Annotated in this window: 13 protein-coding genes, 12 tRNA genes and 1 rRNA gene; 1 reads left to right on the plus strand and 25 read right to left on the minus strand. The window is 39.3% G+C overall.

Features of this window, described 5'->3' with window-relative positions:
* From J7Q84_RS17085 to J7Q84_RS17150, 14 genes are all read right to left on the minus strand, one after another.
* A 16S ribosomal RNA gene (locus J7Q84_RS17085) occupies window positions 1–60 on the minus strand; the annotation flags it as partial.
* A 69-nt stretch (window positions 61–129) separates the two neighbouring features.
* Window positions 130–203: transfer RNA gene (locus J7Q84_RS17090), tRNA-Gly, on the minus strand.
* 1 nt (window position 204) lies between these two features.
* Window positions 205–281: transfer RNA gene (locus J7Q84_RS17095), tRNA-Pro, on the minus strand.
* 5 nt (window positions 282–286) lie between these two features.
* Window positions 287–363, minus strand: a tRNA-Arg gene (locus J7Q84_RS17100).
* A gap of 94 nt (window positions 364–457) precedes the next feature.
* Window positions 458–543: transfer RNA gene (locus J7Q84_RS17105), tRNA-Leu, on the minus strand.
* 9 nt (window positions 544–552) lie between these two features.
* A tRNA-Leu gene (locus tag J7Q84_RS17110) sits at window positions 553–636 on the minus strand.
* Between the two features lie 9 nt (window positions 637–645).
* Window positions 646–721, minus strand: a tRNA-Lys gene (locus tag J7Q84_RS17115).
* 1 nt (window position 722) lies between these two features.
* Window positions 723–797, minus strand: a tRNA-Gln gene (locus J7Q84_RS17120).
* Between the two features lie 110 nt (window positions 798–907).
* A tRNA-Asp gene (locus tag J7Q84_RS17125) sits at window positions 908–983 on the minus strand.
* Window positions 984–991: 8 nt separating this feature from the next.
* Window positions 992–1067, minus strand: a tRNA-Val gene (locus J7Q84_RS17130).
* A gap of 8 nt (window positions 1068–1075) precedes the next feature.
* Window positions 1076–1147 (minus strand) — tRNA-Glu (locus J7Q84_RS17135).
* A gap of 4 nt (window positions 1148–1151) precedes the next feature.
* A tRNA-Ser gene (locus tag J7Q84_RS17140) sits at window positions 1152–1242 on the minus strand.
* A 3-nt stretch (window positions 1243–1245) separates the two neighbouring features.
* Window positions 1246–1320, minus strand: a tRNA-Asn gene (locus J7Q84_RS17145).
* 118 nt (window positions 1321–1438) lie between these two features.
* Window positions 1439–1897 (minus strand): SprT family protein, encoded by a 459-nt coding sequence (locus J7Q84_RS17150; RefSeq protein ID WP_209096321.1) that lies wholly within the window; start codon window positions 1895–1897, stop codon window positions 1439–1441.
* A 93-nt stretch (window positions 1898–1990) separates the two neighbouring features.
* On the opposite strand from J7Q84_RS17150, the gene cmpA reads away from it, so the two are divergent.
* Window positions 1991–2104 (plus strand): cortex morphogenetic protein CmpA, encoded by a 114-nt coding sequence (gene cmpA, locus J7Q84_RS17155; RefSeq protein WP_209096323.1) that lies wholly within the window; start codon window positions 1991–1993, stop codon window positions 2102–2104.
* A gap of 45 nt (window positions 2105–2149) precedes the next feature.
* Here cmpA and J7Q84_RS17160 read toward each other — a convergent pair whose 3' ends face one another.
* The 11 genes from J7Q84_RS17160 to J7Q84_RS17210 form a co-directional block, all read right to left on the minus strand.
* Window positions 2150–4330 carry a Tex family protein gene (locus tag J7Q84_RS17160; RefSeq protein WP_209096325.1) on the minus strand — a complete coding sequence of 727 codons (2181 nt, stop codon included), beginning with the start codon at window positions 4328–4330 and terminating at the stop codon, window positions 2150–2152.
* 72 nt (window positions 4331–4402) lie between these two features.
* Window positions 4403–4753: a type II toxin-antitoxin system endoribonuclease NdoA gene (ndoA, locus tag J7Q84_RS17165; RefSeq protein ID WP_209096327.1), complete on the minus strand. Its 351-nt coding sequence runs from the start codon at window positions 4751–4753 to the stop codon at window positions 4403–4405.
* 4 nt (window positions 4754–4757) lie between these two features.
* Entirely contained in the window at window positions 4758–5039 is a 282-nt protein-coding gene (locus tag J7Q84_RS17170) for a CopG family ribbon-helix-helix protein (protein WP_209096329.1), read from the minus strand.
* Between the two features lie 161 nt (window positions 5040–5200).
* Window positions 5201–6367 carry an alanine racemase gene (gene alr / locus J7Q84_RS17175; RefSeq protein ID WP_209096331.1) on the minus strand — a complete coding sequence of 389 codons (1167 nt, stop codon included), beginning with the start codon at window positions 6365–6367 and terminating at the stop codon, window positions 5201–5203.
* A 190-nt stretch (window positions 6368–6557) separates the two neighbouring features.
* On the minus strand, window positions 6558–7508 hold the full coding sequence (locus J7Q84_RS17180) for a LolA family protein (protein ID WP_209096385.1): 951 nt from the start codon (window positions 7506–7508) through the stop codon (window positions 6558–6560).
* A 152-nt stretch (window positions 7509–7660) separates the two neighbouring features.
* Window positions 7661–8020, minus strand: coding sequence for a holo-ACP synthase (gene acpS, locus J7Q84_RS17185; RefSeq protein WP_209096386.1), 360 nt, complete (start codon window positions 8018–8020; stop codon window positions 7661–7663).
* 74 nt (window positions 8021–8094) lie between these two features.
* Entirely contained in the window at window positions 8095–9057 is a 963-nt protein-coding gene (uvsE, locus tag J7Q84_RS17190) for a UV DNA damage repair endonuclease UvsE (protein WP_209096333.1), read from the minus strand.
* A gap of 80 nt (window positions 9058–9137) precedes the next feature.
* Window positions 9138–10631: a degradosome RNA helicase CshA gene (gene cshA, locus J7Q84_RS17195; RefSeq protein ID WP_209096335.1), complete on the minus strand. Its 1494-nt coding sequence runs from the start codon at window positions 10629–10631 to the stop codon at window positions 9138–9140.
* A gap of 969 nt (window positions 10632–11600) precedes the next feature.
* Complete coding sequence (locus tag J7Q84_RS17200) at window positions 11601–12977, minus strand: UDP-N-acetylmuramoyl-tripeptide--D-alanyl-D-alanine ligase (protein WP_209096336.1); 1377 nt, start codon at window positions 12975–12977, stop codon at window positions 11601–11603.
* A gap of 59 nt (window positions 12978–13036) precedes the next feature.
* On the minus strand, window positions 13037–14125 hold the full coding sequence (locus J7Q84_RS17205) for a D-alanine--D-alanine ligase (RefSeq protein ID WP_209096337.1): 1089 nt from the start codon (window positions 14123–14125) through the stop codon (window positions 13037–13039).
* A gap of 348 nt (window positions 14126–14473) precedes the next feature.
* Window positions 14474–15757, minus strand: coding sequence for an MDR family MFS transporter (locus tag J7Q84_RS17210; protein ID WP_209096338.1), 1284 nt, complete (start codon window positions 15755–15757; stop codon window positions 14474–14476).
* Between the last annotated feature and the right edge of the window lie 268 nt (window positions 15758–16025).

Below are 16025 nucleotides of genomic sequence, written 5' to 3' on the forward strand. Positions count from 1 at the left end.
TTGCATGTATTAGGCACGCCGCCAGCGTTCGTCCTGAGCCAGGATCAAACTCTCCATAAAAGTGTTTGACTTGCTCATTTAAAACTTGACGTTTGTTTCTTGTTTTGTTCAGTTTTCAAAGAACTAATTTGGAGCGGGTGATGGGAATCGAACCCACGCTATCAGCTTGGAAGGCTGAAGTTCTACCATTAAACTACACCCGCGTGGTCGGGAAGACAGGATTTGAACCTGCGACCCCCTGGTCCCAAACCAGGTGCTCTACCAAGCTGAGCCACTTCCCGTTATATGGCGCGCCCGAGAGGACTCGAACCCCTAACCTTTTGATCCGTAGTCAAACGCTCTATCCAATTGAGCTACGGGCGCATTTTTTATTTTGTCGTTTCAGCGACTTTATTAATATATCATACCGTCATTCGTGATGCAAGACTTTTTTCAAAAAACTTTTTAAAAGTTTTTTTGGTGCGGCCGAGAGGACTCGAACCTCCACGGGGTTGCCCCCACTAGCCCCTCAAGCTAGCGCGTCTGCCATTCCGCCACGACCGCATATGAAAATGGTGCGGGTGAAGGGACTCGAACCCCCACGCCAAAGGCGCCAGATCCTAAGTCTGGTGCGTCTGCCAATTCCGCCACACCCGCATATAAAAATGGTGAGCCATGAAGGACTCGAACCTTCGACCCTCTGATTAAAAGTCAGATGCTCTACCGACTGAGCTAATGGCTCTTGGCTGGGCTAGCTGGATTCGAACCAACGCATGACGGAGTCAAAGTCCGTTGCCTTACCGCTTGGCTATAGCCCAATGATATAACTTGATGAATTAACATCTTTATAAAAATTATTGTCGATAACAATAATCAAAGAGACATATTTTCCATCTCATAAAAATAACTGCCTAAAAAGCAGATATAATGGCGGTCCCGACCGGGATCGAACCGGCGATCTCCTGCGTGACAGGCAGGCATGTTAACCGCTACACCACGGGACCGTTTGATATGGTGGAGGATGACGGGTTCGAACCGCCGACCCCCTGCTTGTAAGGCAGGTGCTCTCCCAGCTGAGCTAATCCTCCGTATAAAGTGACCCGTACGGGATTCGAACCCGTGTTACCGCCGTGAAAGGGCGGTGTCTTAACCGCTTGACCAACGGGCCAGTATGGCAGAGAAGAAGGGATTCGAACCCTCGCACCGCTATCGCGATCTACTCCCTTAGCAGGGGAGCCCCTTGAGCCACTTGGGTACTTCTCTATATGGCTCCGCAGGTAGGACTCGAACCTACGACCGTTCGGTTAACAGCCGAACGCTCTACCACTGAGCTACTGCGGAATAATACGACAAGATAAATTTTATCTTACCTTTTGTCGAAAGTCAATACCTATTAAACATTAAAAGAAAAAATCAATTTGACAGGTTTAAATATACTGGATTGTACACTATATGTCAATTAATTTTTCACCTCTTCTATTTTCCCCCCGCATCTTCCACATGCATATCGTTCCGTATTAACTCTCCGTTTTCTCGGAAATTTTATCCCACACCCTAAACACTGATATATACATTTAACTTGTTTTACTGTAGAAGCTGTATTGGGGAGGGCTTTACAAAATCGTGGAGCATCTATTTGTTGCAGCAGCTTCCGAAAATCTCTATCTCGATGTTGGTAACCTTTCCCTTCTATATGCAAATGGTAATGACAAAGTTCGTGTTTTATAACTTGAATAAGTTCATCTGCCCCAAACTCTTTATAGTACGAGTAGTTAAGTTCAATATTATGTGTATTTAATAAATATCTCCCCCCTGTTGTTCGAAGACGTTTATTGAAAACAGCTTTGTGCAGAAATGGTTTGTGAAAGTACTTCCACGATACTTTTTCCACTAATTCTTGCAATTCCCCTTCTTTCATCTTTTCTCCCCCTAAAAACATAGGCACACTCGACCTTGTCCCTTGCATACACTATATAACACCCATCCTATCTTTTAAAGGAGGGATGAACCGTTGCCAACATGGTTGCAAAATCAAATGAGACGCGCTTATTACGAAAAAAATCGTTACCAAATCAAACTTTTAAACGAGTGCTGGTTTTCTTATATGAAAACTCAAGCCTCCTAAATTAAAATCAGGGAGTGTTTACATTTTTACACCCCCTGATTTCTTTTACTGTTGAGGAGGAAGCATAGATAATGCTACACGGCCTTTTTTCATATCAACTTCATCCACCCATACCTTCACTATCTGTCCTACAGATACGATATCTAATGGACGCTTTATAAAACGGGTGCTCATTTTAGAGATATGAACAAGCCCATCTTGTTTGACACCAATATCTACAAAAGCACCGAAATCTACTACGTTCCGAACTGTCCCTTCCAGCTCCATGCCTCTCTTTAAATCTTCAAGTTTTAATACATCCGTTTTTAGTAATGGCTTCGGCAGTTCATCACGCAAGTCTCTCTCAGGACGAATCAATGATTCAATAATATCCTTTAAAGTCGGCTCACCTATATTCGTTTGTTCTGCTAATCTCTTTACATCCGTTACTTCTAACTCTTGCTTTAGTTCCTCTGTTCCTAAATCTTGAATTGTAAATCCAAGGTTTCTAAGTATACTCTCCACATCCTGATAACGTTCTGGATGAATGTTTGTTCGATCAAGAGGATTACTTCCCTCTAATACACGCAAAAACCCAATGCATTGCTCAAAAGTTTTAGCACCGAGGCGTGGAATCTTTTTCAACTGCGAACGACTTTCAAACCTTCCGTTCTCCTCTCTTTGCTTTACTATATTTTTCGCCACTGTTTTAGTGAGACCTGATACATACTGTAATAAAGAAACAGAAGCTGTATTTACATTTACCCCGACCTGATTTACTGCTGTTTCCACTACGAACGTTAACGATTCATTTAAATTTTTCTGCGATACATCATGCTGATACTGTCCTACTCCAACGGATTTAGGATCAATTTTCACAAGTTCCGCTAGCGGATCCTGTAATCGCCGAGCAATGGACACTGCGCTTCTTTCTTCTACTTGCAAGTCAGGAAACTCTTCACGCGCAAGTTCAGAAGCTGAGTACACACTAGCACCTGCTTCATTAACAATAATATAGAAAATATCGTGCTTAGCTTCCTTCAATACGTCTACTACAAATTGCTCAGTTTCCCGAGAGGCAGTTCCATTTCCTATAGCTACCACTTCAATATGAAACTCTTCTAAAAGAGACAGGAACTTTTTATGCGCTTCTATTTTTTGGGCAGCTGACAGATGCGGATATATCACACCAATGTTCAATACTTTCCCTGTTTCGTCCACCACAGCAAGCTTACAACCTGTCCGATAAGCCGGGTCTACTCCTAATACTAGCTTTCCTTTCATAGGAGGCTGTAATAAAAGACTCCTCAGATTTTCTGAAAAAATACGAATAGCTTGTTCTTCTGCTTTTTCTGTTAACTCTTTTCGAATTTCTCGTTCAATAGAAGGCTGTATCAGACGTTTATATCCATCTTCAATAGCTTCTCTTATGTAGGATACGGATACAGCCTGCTCTTTTTTAACCACCTTCTTCGTTAAATAATGAATAATCTCATCTATAGGAGCAACGATAGATACCTTCAAAACTTCCTCTTTCTCACCGCGATTCAAAGCTAATATACGATGGGGAACAATCTTTTGAATAGGCTCTTCATATGTATAGTACATCTCGTATACTTTTTTCTCATCCTTCTTTTCATCTTTTACAGCAGTAGCAACGACTCCTTTACGGAAGGTCACAGCACGAATCCACTGACGAAAATCTGATTCATCCGATATCTGTTCAGCAATAATATCCTTCGCACCCTGCAATGCTTCTTCGGCCGATACAACCTCTTTCTCCTCATCGATAAATTCCATTGCCTTCTCAATCGGATTTGGCTGCATCGGAAATCCGAGAAGCCACTCCGCCAACCCCGTTAATCCTTTTTCTTTTGCAATTACAGCTTTTGTTCTTCTTTTTTCTTTATATGGACGATACAAGTCTTCTATTTCCTGTAGCTTGTCCGCTGCTTCAATTTTCGCTTTGAGCTCTTCTGTCAATTTACCTTTTTCATCAATCAAACGCAGGATTTCTTCTTTGCGGTTCACAAGATTCAAACTGTACTGCCATTTATCTAAGACAGCGCGAATTTGCACTTCATCCAAAGATTCAGTTAGTTCTTTACGATAACGAGCAATAAAAGGAACTGTATTTCCCTCTTCTGTCAGCTTAATCACATTTTTCACTTGGTTCTTCTTTAATCCCAACACCTTAACAATGGATTCAACAATTTGTTCTTGTTTTTCTTCAAGTTGTGCCAGCAAACTAAATCTCCTCCCAAATAAGTAATAAAAAAAGCTGCTCTTTTGGAGCAACTTCACCGATGTGCTTTTAAATTAAAAGTCTATAAGTCCTAAACTGATTTGTAGCGCTTCATCTACACGATCCATCATTTCATCATCCAGATGTGTAATTTTGTCCGTTAAACGTTGCTTATCTATCGTTCGAATCTGTTCGAGCAAAATGACAGAGTCTCGCTCAAACCCATACTTTTTCGCATCGATTTCTACATGAGTAGGCAACTTGGCTTTTTGAATTTGGGCAGTAATTGCTGCAACGATTACCGTAGGACTGAACCGATTACCAATGTCGTTTTGAATGACAAGAACAGGACGAACGCCTCCTTGCTCAGATCCAACAACTGGGGAAAGGTCTGCAAAATAAACGTCGCCACGTTTTACAATCAAAGGATTACCCCCCGCTAACTAAGCGTTCTACGGTGTGATCTGCTTCGTACTCTGCCAAAAATGCTTCAGAAGCAATATTCAAGTTGATCTTAGCCATCTCCATATAACCGCGTCTCATAGATTCACGTATATGACGTTTCTTTTTTTCACGCAAATACATTTTCGTTGCTTGGTAAATAAAATCATTGCGATTTCCATTCTCTTGCTTCATAAGTCCATCTAACTCTGTAACTAGTTGTTTCGGCAAGCGAACGACTATTTCTGTAGTTACACTTGATTCGGACACAAAAATACACCTCCACCATCAACTACACACACACCGATATCTATATTTGTACCTATTTTAATAATACCACTGTACGGTCTATGTTGCAAAGTCTTCCTCAACTCTTTGCTTAGGTTTTCCAATTAAAAACAAAACATTCATTGGTTTTTTTATATATTTTCTTATCGAGCTAATAAATTCTCAACTTCTGCTATATTACCATCTTTACGAAATACACGCGGTACTCGAAAGTTAATTAAACAAGGAATTTCATAGTTAATCGTCCCTAAATACTCGGCAACTTCATCTACACTTACAACAGCATCTTTTTGGGATCCAATCAAAGTCACCTTTGTACCAACAGGCATGTGATAAGGGAGGCGGATCATCAATTGATCCATGCAAATCCTCCCTACAATCGGCACTTTCACTCCATCTGCTAATACTTGAAATCCCTGTAATTTACGTATCCATCCGTCCGCATACCCAATTGGAATAGTTGCAATCCACTCTTGTTTTTCAGCTGTATAAGTTGCCCCATAGCTGATGCTCTCTCCCGGATGAATTTGTTTCACATGAACGATTTTACTATGAAGAGAAAAAGCTTCTTGCAGATGATATGGTAATAAAGAATTCATTTCAATAGATGGTGTTAATCCATACATAGCAATCCCTATGCGAACTGCATTAAACACCTTGTCTGTAAAACGTAAGCTTGCTGCGCTATTGGCACAATGAATTAAGGAAGGATATACTTTTAATTTATTTAACCAAGAAAGCTGCTCTGTAAACCGAGTATACTGCTGTTCAAAATACTCTATCCGCAGTTCATCAGAAGTAGCAAAGTGAGTATAAGCTCCTTCTACATGGAATTGTTTTGTCTGATTCAACATACTTACAACATCTTCAAGTTCCTCTTGCGTACGAATTCCTATACGGCCCATGCCACTATCAAATTTCAAATGAATCGGTAAAGATTGAGCAGCAATTAACGTCTCCTTCGCCTGTTCTAACCACTCTGATTGAAATACAGTTAATGCAATATTATGCTCTGCCGCAACATTAACATCTTCCGGCCTTGAAGCACCCAGTACTAAAATAGGCACTGTAATACCGGCTTCTCGCAGGATTAACGCCTCATCCAAGAATGCTACTGCTAATCGAGCCGCACCAGCTTCAATCGCTGTTTCAGCTACATTTATAGCTCCGTGACCGTATCCATTTGCTTTTACAACCGCAATCATTTCTACTTCCTTAGGCAAATGCTTGTTCATGTTGCTCACATTATTATAAATGCGATCCAGATCAACCTCTACCCATGTATCACGGTAAAAACTAGATTCATTCATTTGAAAAACACTTCCCTTATACGATATGCAATGCTTATTCTTATATATGCGAAGAAATTTTATATTGTTGTAATACATTAGATTATTCAACTGGGAACACTAATTGTCAATAATTATCGTACAAAAGCATTGCACATATAAGAAGACGTGCAGACTAAATAGTGTCTAGCACGTCTTTAAGAGGAGCATACTATTTTGTCGCTTGAACATGTACAGATCGAGCTACCATTAACAGCTCCTCTTGAGTCAAATTTTCCGAAGCTAACATATACTCTACTCCGTTATAAGACCATGAGACCCCATTTTTAGTCAGCGCTCCTACAGTGTATCCTAAATCAACCGGTTCACCGCTGACATTAATTGTAGTACTAGCAGCAGCCACTTTTGCCTTTTCTTGAATTAATGTATACGATTTTTTGTCCCCGCTGTACGTCAAAATAATCCGCTTTCCATTAGCTGTTTTCATTTCTTTTTCTTCTTTAAGAGTTACACCTTGCGGGGAATCTTTCGGATACAATACCGAAAAAGGTGTATCTTTATTATCCCCTACAGTAGGCAGTTCCATCTGCACGCTGGACATATTACGTTTAGTATCAAAAGCACCTTTATCAAACTTGGCATCAAACTTAACATTAGAAAAGTCTACTTGTACTAATACGTTTTGATCACTATCCAACAATTTAACCCTCACAGGAGATAAATCTTTTTTACTAAATGTAATCTCTTGCTTCGGTAACATGTTATGGTTTTGATAGTTTGTTTTTGTCTCAAACACATAGTACTTATCCGTTTTCTTGAAAACAGCTTCCTTATCCTTTAGGATATCTCGAACAAGAGATTCATAAAGGTAGGCTTGGCTGCTGTTTTGCGGCCAATCGCTTTGAAACCGGAAACTTTTATTTAATGCCGGAGTCAATACAAATACTCCATCATCATTACGAAGAATTACTTGACTCTGATCTTTTTTGCCATTTTTCAAACTTACACGATAATAACTCGGTTTATCGTGCCAAATATCCACTTCATATACCTGAGGCTCTGTCCCTGTTTTAATGGATAATTTGGCTTCCGCTTTATATCCTGACATTTTCTCTACTCTGGCATTTAAATCTGCTACAACATCTTCCTTACTCTTTTCCATACAACCTGTTAAAGCCAAAATGGCAAAAATCCCAAAAACCATTGCAAACAGCCGTCTTTTCATTCCTTCAGCTCCTTTGTCTCATGGATACGGAGGATAGCCCTCCTATGCCGCTACTCAAATATATGAGACAAGGTTATGGAATATGCAGACTAGCATGACGAGCTTTCAATAATTACCTGTGCCACTGCGAACTCATTACTATGACTGATAGAAACATGTACGATATGATCAGTCCCTCCAGTCAATACAGGCTTCCCTCGTTCATCATTGATAATTTCAATATCTAAAAAACTCACTTCTTGTCCTATTCCAGTGCCGATTGCTTTGGAATACGCTTCTTTTACCGCAAAACGGCCTGCAGCGAACTCCACTTTCCGTTTCCCTTGCAACAACCCAAAATATTCTTTTTCTTTTGCAGTCAAAATCCGGTCGATAAATTTAGGCTGTCTATCTAAAAGATCTGCAATCCTCTTTAATTCTACAATATCAATACCTGTGCCAATAATCATCCAATCCACCTTCATTTCTCAATTTCCTACGATAAAAGTACTAGATGAATCATGTGAAGAAAAAGAAGCAAGCTTTATTTAACATAAAAACTTGCTCCATCAATAATTTCAATTTTATCAGCTGCTTGCAAATTACGCATAAGCTGAAACAAAGCCTCATCCTTTTTCTTTGCTTCAATCATGCAATCAACCTGTTCTACACTTCCTTTAATCTCATATAAAAACCGTAAAAACATATCTGGGTCAATGAAATCTGCATGTGCACGAGGATCCCTTTCATCCCGAGGACTTGATATATGCATTTTAACAGGTAAAGGAGATTGTTCCCATGTTCCCACAATACGTTCCCACTGTTCTGTCCAATCGACACCTTCACTGTTCATCATATGATGATGTAAATCAAAAACAATTGGAATAGCCAGCTTTTCTCCCAAATATAAGGCTTCATTTACAGTAAATACTGTATCATCATTTTCAAGCATAATCATTTCTTGAATACTTGCCGGTACATATGCCCAATTATGAATGAATTGCTCCAACGCTTTTTCTTTATCATCATATCCTCCTCCAACATGAAGAACACATCGATGAGCTGGTTGTATCCTCATTCCTTTTAAAAGTTGGCGATGCATCCGTAATGTTTTTAATGCTTGCTTTAAAATATCAGAATCTGATGAATTCAAAAGAACAAAGTGATCAGGATGGAAATCCACACGCATGTTCGTTCGTTCAATATAATCAGCTAATGCTTCTAATTTATCTTGTAAAGGCGCAATATAATCCCAATCGAGCAGCTCTTGATGATTCGCAAGGGGAATAAGCTTAGAGCTAAGGCGAAAAAAAGAAATATTATGTGCATTATTATGCTTTAATAAACGAAGACAGTTGGCAAGGTTAGAATTAGCAATGCGCTCAAGCTTACTTACAGCTGCCTCCCTATCTTTAATACGCTGAAATTGAGCAAATGTCATAGTTTGCGAAGGAGAAGCGTTTTGAAGGTGAACACTCATAGCCACATACCCTAGTCTTACAAGCATAAAACCCCTCTTTTCCTACATGATAGGATAGTATGCCCTATTGCAAGAAAAAAAGCAGTCCCAAAAAGGACTGCACTTTTTTAGTTAGCAGCAGTTGGCTTACGCTTTGGACGTTTACCTTGACTGTCGCGGTTATTTCTTTGCTGCGGCTGATCTTTTCTTGGACCGCCTTTTCTATTTCGGTTCCCGCGGTCGTTGCCACGGTCGTTGCGCTTACGATCTGAATCACCACGGTAACGCCCTTTTTCTTTTACGATAACCGGCGGCTCAGATGTTAATTGAATCGGAGTTGTATCCGGCTCTTTTGTCATCATTTTTAAAGCAGCAGCTACTACAGTTACAGAATCATGTTCCTCTAACAATTCTTCTGCAATGCGCTTGTAGTATGATAAGTTACCCGTTTCAATTATAGACACAAGCTTTTCAGCAGTCATACGTTGTTGACCTTCTAATGCTTCATCCAATGTTGGTGCTTGCATACGTTCAATTTTCTTTTTCGTTGTACGTTCAATATTTTTCAATTGGCCGGACTCACGCGGCGTTACAAACAACATCGCAATACCCTCTCTGCCTGCACGTCCTGTACGTCCAATTCGGTGAACATAGCTTTCTGGGTCTTGAGGAATATCAAAGTTATAGACGTGAGTAACACCAGAAATATCCAAGCCACGAGCTGCTACATCTGTTGCTACAAGTACTTCAATTGTACCTTGCTTAAACTTTTTAAGAACAGATAGACGCTTCGCTTGTGTTAAATCACCATGAATCCCTTCTGCAGCATAGCCTCGGGAGTTCAAAGCTTCAGATAATTCGTCTACACGACGCTTTGTACGACCAAAAATAATCGCAAGCTCTGGAGATTGAATATCTAACAAACGAGTTAACACGTCAAACTTTTTCTTTTCTTGCACTTCTAAATAAAATTGCTGGATATTTGGCATCGTCACTTCTTTTGCCTTAACGCGAATATGCTCCGGCTCAGTCATAAAGCGTTCTGCAATACGGCGGATTGGGTCCGGCATTGTTGCAGAGAACAACAATGTTTGATGAGTTTCTGGTACGTCTGTTAAAATCGCTTCAATATCTTCAATGAAGCCCATGTTCAGCATCTCATCCGCTTCATCTAACACAACTGTTTCTACACCATGCAAACGAATTGTTTTACGATTAATATGATCTAAGATACGGCCTGGAGTTCCTACGATAATATGAGGATACTTCTTCAACGCACGAATTTGGCGGTTGATATCTTGCCCTCCATAAATTGGAAGAATACGAACCCCTTTAAACATGCCTATTTTATGAAGCTCTTCTGATACTTGAATTGCAAGTTCACGCGTCGGAGCAATAACAAGTCCTTGAATCATTTCTTTAGTCATATCAATTTTATCTAATAATGGCAATCCAAACGCTGCTGTTTTTCCTGTTCCTGTTTGCGCCTGACCAATTACGTCACGTCCTTCTAACGCAACAGGAATTGTTTGTGCCTGAATTGGTGTTGCTTCTTCAAATCCCATTTTCTCAACAGATTTGAGTAATTTTTGACTTAATCCTAATTCTGAAAATTTTGTCAATGTATATTTCTTCCTTTCTTTTCTCTCATGCTTTCCTCTCTAAAGAACCCTCGTCGACTCTTTAGAGCAGCTTGGTTCTCGAAATGAAAGTATGTATAGTTTTTTCCAAAAAAAGACACTCTCCGCACCGTACGGAAAATGCCCATTTTTCATCCGTATAACTGATGTAAGTTATCTAAACAATGATAACGGGTCATTTTCCCTGTCCGTTTTTCTCATTGCTGGGTCTACATGACACACGGTCTTTCTTGTACTTTACTCATTATAAAGAGAGGCGTACAAAAAAGCAAACAACATTTCCCTATTGGTATTATTTCGCAAGCAATTTATGGTACGGTACATTTATTCCTTGCTTCAGCTTTTCAATAGTTTACCTTATTCTATTTTGCTTTATTTCTTCATGTTTCATCCCAATAATTCTAATCCAAAAAATGCTTTTCACAAGCATAAGAAAGCGCTTCAAACTACTCTTAACTACAGAGTGTAAAAGAAGATTATTTTTATCCTTGATTGACCTTTACTAGGTAAAATCGGAAGAAGCACTCTAGACAATTATTCCCTTATTTTTTCTTTTTTTATCTTTTATATTCCAATGATTAGCCGCAATCATAAAATGAAACTGCCATAGTCCAAAACGACTCTCCCTCCACGTATAATTTTTGTTTTTCTTACATTCGTGAATTGAGGTATACATACTAAATGCAACAAACCATATATTGCCCTGCCACGCTGATTCCTAACCTGTATTACGGTTACTATCTCTTCCGTCAAAACATCTGCAGCGGCTTTTCATATTCGGTCGTACCTAAGAAAATGCAGTAAGCAAAAACCTTATGCAAAATAAAAGCAGCAAGAATCACTTGCTGCCCCATCCTGTACTAACCCATAATACTTTATACTAGAAAAACAAAAAAACAGAAACTACAGTAGATCATCTATCAAAGCTCGATTGTTTTAGTAAAGCATACTCTACTTTATCCAATCAATCACTTCTTCAAGCTTCATACCGCGAGATGCTTTGACAAGTACAACATCATGCTCTGTTACTACACACTTTAAATCCTTCGCTAACTCCTCTTTATCAAGGTACATTTTCACTTTATCCGGTGCAAACGAGGTTCTTGCTCCGCGCGCAATATGTGTACCTAAATTTCCATAGGTAAATACATAATCAATATGTGCAGGGTCTAGCATTTCGCCTATTTCATAGTGAAAAGCTTCTTCCTCCCCACCAAGTTCCAGCATATCACCAAGCACAACAATTTTTTTCTCATATCCGCGTAACTCATTAATCAATGCTATAGCTGCTTTCATAGATGTTGGACTTGCATTATACGCATCATTAATAACAGTCAAACCAGAAGAACTCTTCACGACTTCCATTCGCATCCCCGTCATCTTCAATTGCCTTAAGCCATCTTTCATCTCTTCCCACGTTACATTAAAAAAATGGGCGACAGCCATACAAGCTAATGAATTATATACATTATGCTTTCCAAGCACCGGAAGGAAAAACTCTACGGATGGATCTGCATTTACTGTAAATACAGTGCCGTTTTCCCCTAACTGAACTGACAAAGGATAAAGGTCATTAGTGCTGTCTTGCCCAAACGTAACTACTTTAGCTGGCAGTCTTATTTCTCGCACACGCTCTCTTAATAATGGTTCATCCCCGTTATAAGCAAATATACCTTCTTCACGCAGTCCAGTTATAATTTCAAGCTTCGCTTGTGCAATTCCAGCACGAGAGCCCAATTCCATCATATGAGACTCTCCGATATTTGTGATAATTGCTGCATCTGGAGTCGCTAACCTTGAAAGAAACTCAATCTCTCCAAAATTGCTCATACCCATTTCTAACACTGCGATTTCAGTATCTTCCTCTAGCCTTAAAAGTGTCAACGGCAATCCAATATGATTATTATAGTTCCCCTCTGTTTTTTGTACTTTGTATCTCATTGAAAGAAGACTTGTAAGAATATCCTTCGTGGAGGTTTTACCATTGCTTCCTGTCACACCAATCACTTTAACAGACAAACTGTCACGATAACTCTTTGCTAATTGTTGCAGACCATGATAGGTGTCCTCTACAAAAATAACAGGAATACCTGCCGGTGGATTTGGAACATCTTTTTGCCACAGCAGCGCCGAGGCGCCATTTTCAATAGCTTTATGCGCATAATCATGTCCATCAAAGCGTTCCCCTTTAAGCGGAACATATAAATTGCCTTTTTGAATTGTTCGAGTATCTATAGACACTCCCTTGATGCCAATTGCTCCAACATCAGGTTGCATACCGCTCCCGCCTGCCATTTTTTCGATTTCCCGCAATGTTCGCTGAATCATTCTTTATACACTCCTTACATAGAGAAACACTATTCTTCTGAATAGTGCTTCCTTGATTGTTAAATTGTATACTTAATTTTTTGTTTTTCTTCATGCCTTTCAATTGCCAAACTCACAAGGCGCTCAATAAGTTGCGGATAAGATACACCTGTATGTTGCCATAAAAGCGGAAACATGCTGAAAGGTGTAAATCCAGGCATTGTATTCACTTCATTGATTAGTACTTCCCCATCTTTCGTTAAAAAGAAATCAGCTCTTGTTAACCCTGCTCCATCTAACGCTTTGAATGCGCGAATAGCACGTTCTTTCACAGTTTCATACTGCTCTTCCGTCACATCTGCTGGAATAATCATAGCAGTATCCCCATCAATGTATTTAGCTTTATAATCATAAAATTCCTTCTTAGGAACAATCTCTCCGACAACAGAACAAATCGGTTCATCATTACCTAGAACCCCAATTTCAATTTCACGTCCAACGATATTTTGTTCAATAATAATCTTACGATCAAATTGAAATGCTTCTTCAAATGCAACTTCTAATTCTTCACGATTTTTACATTTACTAATGCCTACACTTGATCCCAAGTTAGCGGGCTTTACAAAGCAAGGATAATCAAGCTCCTCTTCTACTTTCAAGTATGCGGCTTCACGCTCCTTCTCCCACTCACTGCGGATAACCCATACATAGTTTGCCTGAGGAAGCCCTGCTTGAGCAAAAATATTCTTCATCACGACTTTATCCATTCCTGCAGCGGAAGCTAATACCCCATTTCCTACATAAGGAATATTCATAAGCTCAAACATCCCTTGTACAGTCCCATCTTCACCGTTTGGACCATGTAAAAGAGGAAAAATTACATCGATGTTATCTTCGTTGGCCCCACTTGTATTCGTCGGAATAACTTCTTTATTTAAAGACACTGGAGAAATAGCATTACTCTCACTCTTCATTTGCAGTGCCGCTACTTCCTGCACTTCACCTTCAATGCATTCGCCTCTCATCCATTGTCCTTGTTCAGTAATATAAATGGGATGAATTTCATATTTTTCACGATCTAACGCTTTTATAACAGCTAGAGCCGTTTGCAAGGAAACCTGATGCTCTGCCGATTTTCCGCCATATAATAATCCAAGCTTAATTTTCATCTTAAACCACCCTATAAAGTTTTCTCATTTTTCTATTGTAGCACTTTTTACCAGTCTCATGCATACCCCTTATCCTGTACCTAAAGTATATGTATGGGGCAAACATCACGTTCCTTAATATTATAAGCAAAAACCCCGAACGGAGAAACTGAGTAGAAGGCCAGCATAGCTTCACATCCGTAAAACATCCCTCTCCATGATTTTCAGCTGAACGGTCGAGATTCTTTCAGCAGCTAGAAGTATTTATGTGAAAGATCATCCTTCAGCAAAAGAGCTTATTATGAATAAGTCCTTTCTCATATTATCAAACTTCTGTCTATTTTTGGTTACAATTTTTTACTTTTTATATTAAGAACTTTGCTTCAACACTTCTCCATCTGATTTTTGACCAACAAGACGATCTAATGAAAGGTATATAATACCCGCTGCAATACATCCTACACCAAGGATAGTAAACAAAACATCTCCAAGAAGCTGGTCTAATAAAAATCCACCTAACAACGGACCTAATGCTCCTCCTGCAATCCATTGCAAACTCGCAGCTCCCATATATGTTCCACGCAAATGCTCAGGTGCGATATTTGCTACAAATGTCATTTGTACCGGAGACATTACCATTTCTCCAAGTGTATATATGGCATATACACACAACATGATTACCATAACAAGAGTTGCATCTGTGTTAGCTTCTCCGAATAATGGAGGAAGCCAGCCAATAGCAAGCAGGCCAAAGCCAAAAAATAACGCTCCGTATAACATCATTTTTCCAACCGGCTTTACCCCAGCCCATTTTGAAATTTGAAATTGAAACAAGACAACTAGTGTTCCATTTAATGCCATCATATATGGATAAGGATTATTATTACCGAAAATATTCTTCATTTCATTATCAAAATGAAGCGGCAACATTCCTTCTGTTTGTGAAAAGCCCATAGAAATCACAATACCTGCCAAAATATAAGTCAGTAAAGCTTTATCCTGCAGCACAACTTTCCATACCGGCGGCACATCTTCTTCGATTTCTTCATTCTCTTGTGTCTTATCCCTTTGTCCCTCTGGCAGCGTCTCACGAATAAATACAGCAACCAGAATAGCATAAAACAATAAAGACGATGCAGTAGTAATAAAAATTACATTTTTTGAAATCATTACTATAGAAGCTCCGATAATCGGGCCAATAGCCGCTCCGATATTATGTCCCATACGGAGCAGGCCAAATGCTTCTGTACGCTTAGCTGGTTCTGTTACATCTGCTACCATAGCAGAAGCAGCAGGATGAAATAGTGAGTTACATAATCCCATCAAAGCAGATAACACCCCATACATGACAAAGCTATCAAAAAAAACAAATCCCAACATAACAATTCCGTTTCCAGCCATCGAAATAATCATAATAGGCTTTCTTCCATAAATATCTGCTATTCGTCCGCCAATCATGGAACCAAGGCTGGCCACGATAGGAGAGATAGCCATTAAAACTCCCACATGAACCAATGAATCTACCTTATCCTTTAAATATAGTGCAAAAAATGGCATAAGCATCATAAAAGCAATACCATTTAATGTTTCTCCGATAAATCGAATCCATACGTTTCGGTCCATCGACTTAAGTTCTCGAAAAGTTTCTCTCATGTTATCTCTCCCTATGCCCTTCAAACTTGCAATCCGCTAATATTGTATCATGTTTTTATAAATTCTTTATATTTTCAGATTAATCCTAAGTGAGCTCTTAGCAAATAATTATAAACTCTTAAACAGGCAATCTATTTTAATAGATTTTCATCCAAAAATTCTAAAAAAGAGAACCGTTAAAAGAGGACATGCATATGCTGTAATGCAAACTATAAAATCTCGCAGAGGGGGGAATATGATGGGTTACTATAAAGACGACAATAAAAAG

The sequence above is a fragment of the Bacillus sp. 165 genome, from assembly GCF_017742235.1.
Lineage (GTDB): Bacteria > Bacillota > Bacilli > Bacillales > Bacillaceae_G > JAGHKQ01.

Excerpts from the sequence above, each read along its gene's own strand:
- alr (WP_209096331.1), bottom strand. The coding sequence starts at position 6,367 with ATGAATGAATCTAGTTTTTACCGTGATACATGGGTAGAGGTTGATCTG.
- J7Q84_RS17205 (WP_209096337.1), bottom strand. The coding sequence starts at position 14,125 with ATGAAAATTAAGCTTGGATTATTATATGGCGGAAAATCGGCAGAGCAT.
- J7Q84_RS17150 (WP_209096321.1), bottom strand. The coding sequence starts at position 1,897 with ATGAAAGAAGGGGAATTGCAAGAATTAGTGGAAAAAGTATCGTGGAAG.
- J7Q84_RS17200 (WP_209096336.1), bottom strand. The coding sequence starts at position 12,977 with ATGATTCAGCGAACATTGCGGGAAATCGAAAAAATGGCAGGCGGGAGC.
- J7Q84_RS17180 (WP_209096385.1), bottom strand. The coding sequence starts at position 7,508 with ATGGAAAAGAGTAAGGAAGATGTTGTAGCAGATTTAAATGCCAGAGTA.
- J7Q84_RS17210 (WP_209096338.1), bottom strand. The coding sequence starts at position 15,757 with ATGAGAGAAACTTTTCGAGAACTTAAGTCGATGGACCGAAACGTATGG.
- acpS (WP_209096386.1), bottom strand. The coding sequence starts at position 8,020 with ATGATTATTGGCACAGGTATTGATATTGTAGAATTAAAGAGGATTGCA.
- uvsE (WP_209096333.1), bottom strand. The coding sequence starts at position 9,057 with ATGCTTGTAAGACTAGGGTATGTGGCTATGAGTGTTCACCTTCAAAAC.